Source organism: Lactococcus cremoris subsp. cremoris NBRC 100676, assembly GCF_001591705.1.
GTDB classification, from domain to species: domain Bacteria; phylum Bacillota; class Bacilli; order Lactobacillales; family Streptococcaceae; genus Lactococcus; species Lactococcus cremoris.
In genome coordinates this window covers 1-9,534 of sequence record NZ_BCVK01000078.1, presented here as the reverse complement: position 1 = coordinate 9,534, position 9,534 = coordinate 1, and the positions used below count along the sequence as shown (strand labels likewise).

The 9,534-nt window shown below is 32.9% G+C and carries 13 protein-coding genes and 1 pseudogene; 9 read left to right on the top strand and 5 right to left on the bottom strand.

The features are described from left to right. The first annotated feature begins 20 nt into the window (after positions 1 to 20). Entirely contained in the window at positions 21 to 695 is a 675-nt protein-coding gene (locus LLA01S_RS11200) for a GTP pyrophosphokinase (protein WP_011675837.1), read from the top strand. A 159-nt stretch (positions 696 to 854) separates the two neighbouring features. Beyond that, a complete protein-coding gene (gene rplS, locus LLA01S_RS11195; RefSeq protein ID WP_011675838.1) occupies positions 855 to 1,199 on the top strand; it encodes a 50S ribosomal protein L19 in 345 nt (114 codons plus the stop codon). 175 nt (positions 1,200 to 1,374) lie between these two features. Here rplS and LLA01S_RS11190 read toward each other — a convergent pair whose 3' ends face one another. Then, on the bottom strand, positions 1,375 to 1,791 hold the full coding sequence (locus LLA01S_RS11190) for a YybH family protein (protein WP_011675839.1): 417 nt from the start codon (positions 1,789 to 1,791) through the stop codon (positions 1,375 to 1,377). 339 nt (positions 1,792 to 2,130) lie between these two features. Then, a complete protein-coding gene (locus LLA01S_RS11185) occupies positions 2,131 to 2,592 on the bottom strand; it encodes a GNAT family N-acetyltransferase (RefSeq protein WP_011675840.1) in 462 nt (153 codons plus the stop codon). Positions 2,593 to 2,845: 253 nt separating this feature from the next. Here LLA01S_RS11185 and LLA01S_RS11180 point away from each other — a divergent pair, with 253 nt between their 5' ends. The 3 genes and pseudogenes from LLA01S_RS11180 to LLA01S_RS11170 all read left to right on the top strand — a co-directional run bounded on the left by LLA01S_RS11180 (position 2,846) and on the right by LLA01S_RS11170 (position 5,463). Further along, entirely contained in the window at positions 2,846 to 3,355 is a 510-nt protein-coding gene (locus tag LLA01S_RS11180) for a hypothetical protein (RefSeq protein ID WP_021037017.1), read from the top strand. Then, a pseudogene (locus LLA01S_RS11175) lies at positions 3,348 to 4,675 on the top strand (glycosyltransferase family 2 protein). Before LLA01S_RS11180 ends, LLA01S_RS11175 begins: the two are co-directional and overlap by 8 nt. A gap of 230 nt (positions 4,676 to 4,905) precedes the next feature. Beyond that, positions 4,906 to 5,463: an HdeD family acid-resistance protein gene (locus LLA01S_RS11170; protein ID WP_011835479.1), complete on the top strand. Its 558-nt coding sequence runs from the start codon at positions 4,906 to 4,908 to the stop codon at positions 5,461 to 5,463. A 62-nt stretch (positions 5,464 to 5,525) separates the two neighbouring features. Here LLA01S_RS11170 and LLA01S_RS11165 read toward each other — a convergent pair whose 3' ends face one another. Further along, entirely contained in the window at positions 5,526 to 5,771 is a 246-nt protein-coding gene (locus LLA01S_RS11165; protein ID WP_011675844.1) for a hypothetical protein, read from the bottom strand. 272 nt (positions 5,772 to 6,043) lie between these two features. On the opposite strand from LLA01S_RS11165, the gene pnuC reads away from it, so the two are divergent. Then, positions 6,044 to 6,769 (top strand): nicotinamide riboside transporter PnuC, encoded by a 726-nt coding sequence (gene pnuC / locus LLA01S_RS11160; protein ID WP_011675845.1) that lies wholly within the window; start codon positions 6,044 to 6,046, stop codon positions 6,767 to 6,769. Positions 6,770 to 6,911: 142 nt separating this feature from the next. On the opposite strand, the gene LLA01S_RS12660 is transcribed toward pnuC, so the two are convergent. Further along, positions 6,912 to 7,067, bottom strand: coding sequence for a hypothetical protein (locus tag LLA01S_RS12660; RefSeq protein WP_011675846.1), 156 nt, complete (start codon positions 7,065 to 7,067; stop codon positions 6,912 to 6,914). A 254-nt stretch (positions 7,068 to 7,321) separates the two neighbouring features. Here LLA01S_RS12660 and LLA01S_RS11150 point away from each other — a divergent pair, with 254 nt between their 5' ends. After that, the gene (locus LLA01S_RS11150) at positions 7,322 to 7,747 is read left to right on the top strand and encodes a universal stress protein (RefSeq protein ID WP_014572836.1); all 426 of its coding nucleotides are present in this window, start codon (positions 7,322 to 7,324) and stop codon (positions 7,745 to 7,747) included. A gap of 167 nt (positions 7,748 to 7,914) precedes the next feature. Then, positions 7,915 to 8,277 (top strand): HU family DNA-binding protein, encoded by a 363-nt coding sequence (locus LLA01S_RS11145; protein ID WP_061778319.1) that lies wholly within the window; start codon positions 7,915 to 7,917, stop codon positions 8,275 to 8,277. Between the two features lie 61 nt (positions 8,278 to 8,338). On the opposite strand, the gene LLA01S_RS11140 is transcribed toward LLA01S_RS11145, so the two are convergent. Further along, positions 8,339 to 8,872 (bottom strand): TetR/AcrR family transcriptional regulator, encoded by a 534-nt coding sequence (locus LLA01S_RS11140; RefSeq protein WP_011675849.1) that lies wholly within the window; start codon positions 8,870 to 8,872, stop codon positions 8,339 to 8,341. 161 nt (positions 8,873 to 9,033) lie between these two features. Here LLA01S_RS11140 and LLA01S_RS11135 point away from each other — a divergent pair. Beyond that, positions 9,034 to 9,534 (top strand): YhgE/Pip domain-containing protein (locus tag LLA01S_RS11135; protein ID WP_155719847.1); only part of this gene is annotated, 501 nt, incomplete at its 3' end.

Sequence of the window (9,534 nt, the reverse complement as noted above, 5' to 3'; positions counted from 1 at the left end):
TAGATAGGAATTAAAGTAAAATGGAAAAAGATTATTTAAAAACAAGATTCGAGCCAGAAGAGTTTGAAAAATTAAAAAAGAAACTTGTCAGATATGAATGTGCATTGGATGTTGTCAGAACTCAGCTTTCCAATTTAAACACCTATTATAATAACTTTGAAGCAATCAATCCTATTGAGCATATTAAACATCGTTTGAAATCTCCAGAGAGTATTGCAGGAAAACTTAAAAAGAAAGGCTTGCCAGTCACAGCAGAAGCTGCTGATGAGCACCTATCAGATATTGCAGGGATTAGGATTATCTGTTCTTATGCAAAAAATATCTATGAGATTGTCGAGATTATTAAAAGCCAAGAAGCCTATACGGTTGTCAGTGAAAAAGATTATTTAAGAAATGTAAAAAAGACAGGGTATCGGTCTTATCATATGATTGTTGAAGTCCCTTTGGGCCACCTTTTTGGTGAAGAAACTTGTCGAGTTGAAATCCAGTTAAGAACTTCCGCAATGGATTTTTGGGCCACTCTAGAACATAAAGTCCGTTATAAATATGACGGACAAATTCCCGAACAACTCAGTGGAGAACTTCAGAATTGTGCAGAACAAATTCATGCTCTTGATGAGAGAATGTACCTTATCCATAAAGTTGTGGACATGATTAATCAGTCAGAAGTTGATATTGAAAAGATTGGTTACTGACAGCATTAAGATAAAGAGTTATGAGCTAAAAATAAGCACTTGTCAAACTTCTGATAATCTGTTATACTTATTTAGTATGTTTTTGCATACTAATAAAACTGTTCATCCGCTGAGCTTAATTTGCTAAAAGCTGCTTATGATGGGCAAGAGGAGAAAAAAATGAACCTTATCGAATCTATCAACGCTGCACAACTTCGCACTGATATCCCTGACTTCCGTCCTGGTGACACTGTACGTGTTCACGCAAAAGTTGTCGAAGGAACTCGCGAACGTATCCAGATTTTTGAAGGCGTTGTTATCGCTCGTAAAAACTCAGGAATTAACGAAACTTACACTGTTCGTAAAATCTCAAACGGTGTTGGTGTAGAACGTATCTTCCCAGTTCACACTCCACGTGTTGAAAAAATCGAAGTTATCCGTCACGGTAAAGTACGTCGTGCGAAACTTTACTACCTCCGTGCACTCACAGGTAAAAAAGCTCGTATCGCTGAACGTCGTCGTTAAGATACACCATGAAAACCGCTCTGTTGAGCGGTTTTTTTGTTTTCTGATTATATTTAAAATTGAAGTAAGATGTAAAAAAATGCCTAGGGATGAAAAAGGAAGAATAAACAGATAAAATAAATAATAATTAAAGTAAAAAACAACCTCAATGAAGTTGTAAGTATAGCTTTCTATTTTATTTTTCGTCAATAAGAGTTGTCCCATAAGAATTATCAATTGCACATAACCATTTTCCATCTATGTTGCGAAAAACATAAGTTGCTCTTCTCTCCATTGAAAATTCAGACTGAGCAGTTGCTGATTGGTTTGCTTCAATAAAAGTTTGAGCCAAAACAAGAACGGTATCACCAGCAAGAAGATAAACCATTTTTCCTTCAAGAGGTTTAATAGAATTATCAAAGTAAGATGCAATTTTTATAAAAGCTGATTTAATTTGTTCTCGTCCATTCGCGAGCATGCCAGGTTTAATAACTAAAACGGCATCTTCAGTATAAAAGTTAACCAATTCATCAAATTTTTCTTGATGGATTAACTTGTCACAAGTATCAATTACTGTTTTGATTTCATTTTCGATTAAATCTAAGTTTTGCATTCTATCTACCTCCGATGTTTGCTATTGAGTATTATATCAGACTTTATTTGATTTGCCTATGAGAAGCTGATTAGAGCAATGAAAAGTAAAACATTTAATCATCAGCCACTGACAGAAATTACGAAGAAAACAAGTTGCCCAAAACAAAAAAGCTCCTACTAGACAACAAAATAGTAGAAGTCTGTTCCAAAATGGGCCAGATTTTGGTTCTGAAAAGATAATGTGTAAATAAATTGCAAATATAGTCAATAAAATGGTTTTTTTTTTTGGCCATTTTTATTATAGCACTAGGGAGAGGAGACAGCGTTAACAAATGGCAACCAAAAATGGAGTGGATATTCATAGTTCTTTTCGCATATTGATATCGGTAATTTGGAATCCCATTTTTTTATAGACATGCAAAGCTCTAGAATTACTTCCAAAAACGTGGAGTCCCAAAAAAGAGAATCCAAGTTCTTTTGCTTTATCGGCAACTAAATCAAGGGTTTTTGAGCCAAATCCTAGATTTTGAAATTCTTCATAAATTTCAAAATCATAGATGAATGCGCTCTGCTTATTTTCATCATCTTTGGCCAGCCAGATATATCCGATTTTTTCTTCTTTATTAAAAATTGAGTAAAAATAATGATTAGCAGTTTGAAGCCCGTCGGGAAGCAGGAGTGCATACTGTTTCTTTGAATTTGAAAGGGCATCTTTAGACTCCCATGTTCCATTATTTACTTTCTCATTAGCATAATTTTTAATAGCGGACAACATATAATGGTCAAAGCCGTCTTGAGTCATTTTTAAAATTTTTATCATAATACTCCTTTAACCTTTTTAGGTAGATCGTTCTTATCTGTAAATTATAGCATAAAGCAAAAGTTGATAAAAAAGGAGAATCGACTGTTATCATTATAAATAATAAATATAAAGCAGTTTGATAGAGTGTCTGACTGTTTTTTTGTAATAAAAAATAGACTCATAAAATGGATTTTGTGAACAAAAAATGAGATAATTAAAGAAAATGTATTGTATTGACTACAAAAGATTGAAAAGTTCAGAAAGGTCGGAAATGAAACAAAACTTGAGCCGTGAAGAGGCGAAAAAATCTTTAGTTTATGACCCGTATTTTGAAAAAGGGAATTATGGGAGTAAAATATTTCAAACATTGGTGGCTATTCTGAGTTGGTTTGGAGTGCTTATTCCATTTTTGTGGATTCTTTTTCCATTTGTCTTTCCTAATCGAGCGCAGTACAATCATATTGTCGTTTATTTGGAAGAAAAAACGACATTGCTTTTTCTGCTTATTTTTCTTTCCGTATCTTTTGTTTTTCTGACAATTTTATATATTCTTTTGACCTTTTGGAATAACTATCGTTTTAAACACTTTTTGCAAAAGGAAAAACAATATGATGATGAACGACTAAATAAACGGCGTGAATTATTAAATAAAGCTTATGATGAGCGCTTTGGTTCGGAAGAATTTCGGCATAAGGTTTGTTTTTATTCAGTCAAAGAGGAGCAGAATTTAGAAACAGATTTTGTCAAAAAACTTTATCAGGAAGGAGAAAAGAATGATTAGCTTTTTTCAAACAGGTAATGGTATTGTTGATCTTATTTTGACAATAATGTTTTTAATATTGGTCACCTATCCTATCTTGGGTGGTTTTGCTTGGTTCATTGGTGTTTTGTGTTATAGTTTTTTGTTTAAATATAAGCAAAAATCATGGGATGAAATTCCAGTAGAAGTTGAGCCTTTTGTCACGATTATGGTCCCAGCCCATAATGAAGAAGTTGTCATTGAAGATACAATCAATTATTTAATGACGAAATTAATTATGAAAACTATGAAGTTTTGGTTACTGACGACGGGTCAACAGATCGTACGCCAGAAATTTTAAAAAACTTACAGGAAAAATATGCAAAATTACGAGTGGTTCGTATTGAAAAAAATAAAGGAAAAGCACATGCTTTTAATATTGGATTGGCCTTTGCAAAAGGAAAATTGATTCTGAGTAATGACGCTGATACGGTTCCAGAACCTGATTCTCTCAATCGTTATATCAATTATTTTATTCGCCCAGACTCTACCAATATTTCAGCTGTAACGGCTAATATGGATGTTCAAAATCGGGCCAAGTTAATAGCGAAATCACAGACAGTTGAGTTCTCCAGTATTGTAGGAATTATTAAGCGCACTCAACTTGGTGTCTTGGGAAGTATTTATGCCTATAGTGGGGCAAATACGATGTATCGTAAAGATGCTCTGGTTGATGTTGGTTTATTTAGACAAGACCGAGCAACCGAAGATATTAGTATTGCTTGGGATCATCAAATGGATGGTTGGTTATCACTTTTTGCTCCTCAAATTATGTTTTTCATGGAAGTTCCTGAATCCTTAAAAATGCTATATCGCCAAAGAAAACGTTGGGCTAAGGGTGGGATAGAAGTATGGTTGACAAATTTTAGAAAAGTTTTCTTGCATCCTTTTGACAATATCGGAAGGACTATTATGTTTATTGACCAAACTTTAAGTATTATTTGGTCCTTATTTTTTTGGATTTCATCAGCACTATTTATCTACTCTATGGTTTATTTTGCTTTGGGTGGAAATCTAGAACGAATATATCACATGCTGACAATGGCTTTTCTTTTTGTTTGTTTTGAAATGATTTCTGGAACTTTTCAATTAATTGCTTCTTTAATCGTTGATGATCGTGGCCGAAAGGTTAAATATTTACTTTTTGCTCCGCTATACATGCTTTTCTATTGGATGATGAATGCTTTAACAATTGTGACAACTTTTATTCCAGCAGTAAAAACGATACTTGGTTTAGACTCTGGAACTTGGAAAAGTCCTGAACGCAAAGGAATAAAAGTGACTAATAAAAAAGATAAGTAATTTTAGTTGATAAATTAAAAGAAGCAGAGGAGTTTAACTACTCCTCTTTTTAAATTTCTAAATATTTGATTAGATATAAATCATATTTTATTTTATAAAAAGTAACAGTATTGACAGAAGGAGTGGATTCAAGAAATTGATTGTAATTTTTTAATCAACGCAGCAAAGGAAATCTATTCATTATGTTATAATTAAATGAGAATCATTAGAATACTTTAGGAGGTAAACTTATGTTAACTGATTTTGAAAAACTTCGTCGTGGAGTTGGTTTTAGTGGAATCGTTTCAATTATTATTGGCTTATTAATTCTTTTTCTACCTACAAAGACAGCAGCAATTGTGGCTGCACTGGTGGGTGTTGCCCTTGTGATAATGGGTGTCATTTATATTGGAGCGAATCTTATTAGAAAAAGCGATAATAAAGGCAGTTTTTGGAGAATTTCTCATTTATTACTAGGCTTCATTTATCTTTTTGCAGGAATTTTCGTCTTTTCTGATTTAAATGCAGCAGCAGAATCCCTATTTGTTCTTATCGGAATATTTGTGGGAGTGAGTTGGATTATTGATGGAATCGTCACTCTTACTGTTTTGAGAGATTTTAATAGTAAATTCTGGGGAATTATTTTGAGTATTATCAGTATTATTGCTGGTTTTACCCTAGTTTTCTCTCCACTTTGGGGCGCCGTAACATTGTGGTTATTGCTCGGAATTGAATTTGTTGTTGTTGGACTCATCAAGATGATTCATTATTATAGATGGGATAAATCAAAAAAAAGAGTTGATGGATAATCAACTCTTTTTTTTGATTTTATTTTTCTACTTAAAAATTTTTAAAGTAAAAAATAAATCTCCTATTTTTTGTCAATGTTTTTATTCTTTTTCCAAAGATGTATCCCTAAATAAGGGACGAGGGAGGCAAGACTGCAATAAACAATTAGCCAGCCAAAAAGTGAGAGACCGTTATCTCCATTAGTTTTTGCTTTCCGGTAAGCCGTTCCATAGCCTAAGAAAGCTTGGACAATGATTAGTACATACCATACTAAAAGTATCAGTGTTCCGACAATACCAAATGAAAATAGAGTGCTTGTTTGATTCATAAAATCTTCCTTTCAGGACTATAATAGCATAAATGTTAATAAAAAGTAAATCAAGAAATATTTTGTAATCCAAAAGAAACGAAATCTTTTGCTGTTGTGCTATTTAATACATTAAAAAATAAATATTTTTTTACTGATGAAATTTCTGAAAAGTAAAATTTACTGATAGAAGAATAAAATTAAAAAAAGATATTTGGAAGGGTCGTACAATTTTTCATTCGTGATATAATTTTTAGTGGACGTTTTTTTACGTTCTTAGATTGGGGATGAGAATGAAAAATTATCTCATATGGCTCAAAGATGAGCTAAAATCAATTAATACAGCCGGAAGCATTATGCTTGCGTTTATTATAGGAGTACAGTTGGCCTTCTTTTTAACGTCAACGATTACCACGCTGTCAGTTATCACGCTGATTGCTACATTAATGGGTTCAGCATGTACGGTCTACATGATGATTGGGAAGCCGATTAATGGTTTATTAGGATTGATAAGTGCTTTTGGGTACATTTACATCAACTGGACCGCAGGACACTATGCCTCAGTTTTAGACCAGATTGTTTTTGTATTACTGATTGACCTTCCATTAATTTTTACTTGGAAGACTTGGGGGCACCGGATTGAAAATGGCGTCAAGTTTATGAAACTTAGAGGCTGGGTGCTGACAATAATCAGTATGCTAATCCTTTGGTGGCCAATTACACTTATTTATACAAAATTAGGAGATACGAATCCTTTATGGGATGCACTAACTCTTATCATTGGAGCTGCTGCCTCTATTTTAGTAGTAAAAGGTTATGGTGATAGCTATTCATTATGGCTCTTATCTGATGCGGTCATGATTGTCTTATGGGCAACAGCATTAGTGGCTGGCTATTCTGCTAGTTCTTTGCCAATGTTATTGACCATCACCTTTTATTTAGTGACCTCTTTATATGGAAAATTTTTCTCTATTTGGAAAAACGACAAAAAAGAGGCTCAAGAAGTAGAAGTGGATTAATCATCATCTTTATAGATAGAAATATTAAAAGTTGCTTAAGGGCAGCTTTTTTATTTATAGTTTTGAGGGCATAACAAAAGCACCTACCCTCGAAATCAAGTAGATGCTCTAGTGCTTGGGATACTCGCCCATTTTTTTCTCCTTAAACTAATTGTTCTAAGTTTTGTACAGCTTCTTCAATTGTATCTCCGGCACCATAGATGCTTGAATCATTTGCAAGCGATGCTCTAAAGATATTATGAGAAGTATCTAGAGTGACTGTATATTGGAAAAATTTATTTTTGTTAGTGAATGTCATAGTACATTCTCCTTTCTTTATATGTTGACGAAAGGGAACCATTAGGTTCATAACGAAATTCCAATCAAATTGTAGCATAAAGAAATCAAAATATCAAAAAAAGTGATTTAGATTTTCAAAATAAATATTTTTAGCCTTAATTATTAATAAAAAATGAGATTTTAAGAGGCAGAATGACATCTAAAAATATATTGAGTGTTTAGTTGGACTTCTTTATTCTTTTATCATAAAATATAGTAAAGGAGGCGTTTACAATGAGAGATGAATATAAAAAGATTTTAGTCGCAGTTGATGGTTCTGACCAGTCTAAAGAGGCTATTCATGAAGCAGTTGCCATTGCTAAAAGAAACAAAACTTCATTATTTGTTTTACATGTAAAAGATGAGACAAGACTTCGGGGAACTCCCTATGCTCTGGCAATTAATTTAGATGATTTAGAAACAGAGTCTAAAGAAATCATTGCTGAGGTAGAGCAACTAATTAATAAAGAAGTTGAGTTTGAAGTTCATGCTTTTACAGGTAATCCTAAAAAAGAAATCGTTAATTTTGCAAAAGAATTTGAACTAGATTTGATTGTGGTTGGCTCGAACGGTAAAGGACTTTTAGACCGGATGTTAGTGGGTTCAACAACAACTTATGTTGTAAATCACGCTCCATGCAATGTGATGGTTGTAAAATAACCAGAAAATCTTAGCGTAAGCTGGGATTTTTTATGAAACTTTACAGGATTAATAGCAAAATGAAAAACATACCCTTACTTTAGGAGGTAGATTATTTTTAAGGCTTAATCTTCCTTATCATTAGTAAAAGAACATAAAGGACAAAAATAATAAGGAGGAATTAATAAATGGCGTCAAAACAGGAGTTAATTGATTATGTAGCAGATCGTACGGAACTTTCAAAGGTGAATGCAGCTAAAGCAATTAATGCTTTTGTTGAGGCGATTACTTACTATATTTCGGAAGGGGCAACCGTACATATTTCAAATTTTGGTACTTTTGAAGTTCGCAAACATGCAGCCAGAATTAGTCATGATGTACATTCGCGCGAAAAAATTTTAGTAGGTGAACAAAATATCCCCGTTTTTAGATCAGGTAAGGCTTTAAAATTAGCTACAAAACAAGAAATATCTGATGAGGATAAGCTTGTTGAACAATTAAATAATATTATTTTGGGAGTTCAACACCAAGATAAAATTGACAACTGTTAGTGTGCTATTTATTTTTGATTATTAATATTAAAAAACGCTTCTCTTAAAGAGAGGCGTTTTGTTAATTAATGAGTTCTATAAGTAAATCTGCTATTTGAGTTGGGGTTTCTTTTTGCTTGCGACGAATCCAAGATTGAGTTGTGCCAAAAATGGCATTGGCATAGTAAGTTGTTGCATAAATTTCTCCTAATTTCCCTAATTTTAGATGTTTAGATTGTGGGAAAAAAGAGCTTTGGATAAGTTCTTTGAGCTTTTGGAGCATAAATTGATGGATTTCTTTACTACTATTTTCTGAAAGTAGGGCAGCATAGATTTGATTCCCTTTTAAAAATTCAAAGGTTTCTAGCATGGTTGCATGAAGGTCACCATTGTTTTTTTCAAAAACATATTGGATTGTTTCAAAGAGTCGACGTTGATAAGCTTCAATCATATCGTATTTATCTTGATAATGAGTATAAAAACTACTTCGGCTGACTTTAGCTAGTTTTACAAGTTCTGTGGTTGAAATTTGATCAAAAGATTTTTCTCCTAAAAGTTGAATCATGGCATCTCGTAATTGAAGTTTTGTTCGATCTTTTCTGGTGTCATTAGACATAATAGGGGCCTCCGTTCTTTTTAGAATGAGAGTGCTTCAATTAGACAAAAATTTAAATGTGTCCAAAAGCGAATGAATAATAATTGTCAATTTTTCTAAAAAGTTTATAATACATATTGTAACAGTTTTTGGACGTTGTGTCCATAAAGAAAGGGGAAATGATGTTAAAAAAGGAATGGCAGGCCATTTTAAAACACAAATTTTTTATTATTGTTATTATTGCATTGGCGATTGTACCAGCAATTTACAACTATATTTTCTTGGGGTCGATGTGGGACCCCTCTGGTAAGCTAAATGACTTACCGGTAGCAGTTGTAAATTTGGACAAGACGTCTGAATTGAACGGTAAAAAATTCAAACTTGGTGATGATGTCATTACTGAGATGAAAAAATCAAAGGATTTAGACTATCATTTCGTTTCCAAGGACAAAGCTTCTGAGGGAATAAAAAAAGGTGACTATTATATGGTCATTACTTTCCCAGAAAACTTTTCAGAAAATGCGACGACGCTGATGAATAAAGAGCCAAAAACAGTCCAGTTAGATTATCAAACAACACGCGGTCACAATTATATTTCATCAAAAATGAGTGAAAGTGAGATGAATCAACTGAAATCAGAGGTTTCTAAAAACATTACCCAAACTTATACAAAAACCCGAATT

Excerpts from the sequence above, each read along its gene's own strand:
- LLA01S_RS11200 (WP_011675837.1), top strand. The coding sequence starts at position 21 with ATGGAAAAAGATTATTTAAAAACAAGATTCGAGCCAGAAGAGTTTGAA.
- rplS (WP_011675838.1), top strand. The coding sequence starts at position 855 with ATGAACCTTATCGAATCTATCAACGCTGCACAACTTCGCACTGATATC.
- LLA01S_RS11190 (WP_011675839.1), bottom strand. The coding sequence starts at position 1,791 with ATGCAAAACTTAGATTTAATCGAAAATGAAATCAAAACAGTAATTGAT.
- LLA01S_RS11185 (WP_011675840.1), bottom strand. The coding sequence starts at position 2,592 with ATGATAAAAATTTTAAAAATGACTCAAGACGGCTTTGACCATTATATG.
- LLA01S_RS11180 (WP_021037017.1), top strand. The coding sequence starts at position 2,846 with ATGAAACAAAACTTGAGCCGTGAAGAGGCGAAAAAATCTTTAGTTTAT.
- LLA01S_RS11170 (WP_011835479.1), top strand. The coding sequence starts at position 4,906 with ATGTTAACTGATTTTGAAAAACTTCGTCGTGGAGTTGGTTTTAGTGGA.
- LLA01S_RS11165 (WP_011675844.1), bottom strand. The coding sequence starts at position 5,771 with ATGAATCAAACAAGCACTCTATTTTCATTTGGTATTGTCGGAACACTG.
- pnuC (WP_011675845.1), top strand. The coding sequence starts at position 6,044 with ATGAAAAATTATCTCATATGGCTCAAAGATGAGCTAAAATCAATTAAT.
- LLA01S_RS12660 (WP_011675846.1), bottom strand. The coding sequence starts at position 7,067 with ATGACATTCACTAACAAAAATAAATTTTTCCAATATACAGTCACTCTA.
- LLA01S_RS11150 (WP_014572836.1), top strand. The coding sequence starts at position 7,322 with ATGAGAGATGAATATAAAAAGATTTTAGTCGCAGTTGATGGTTCTGAC.
- LLA01S_RS11145 (WP_061778319.1), top strand. The coding sequence starts at position 7,915 with ATGGCGTCAAAACAGGAGTTAATTGATTATGTAGCAGATCGTACGGAA.
- LLA01S_RS11140 (WP_011675849.1), bottom strand. The coding sequence starts at position 8,872 with ATGTCTAATGACACCAGAAAAGATCGAACAAAACTTCAATTACGAGAT.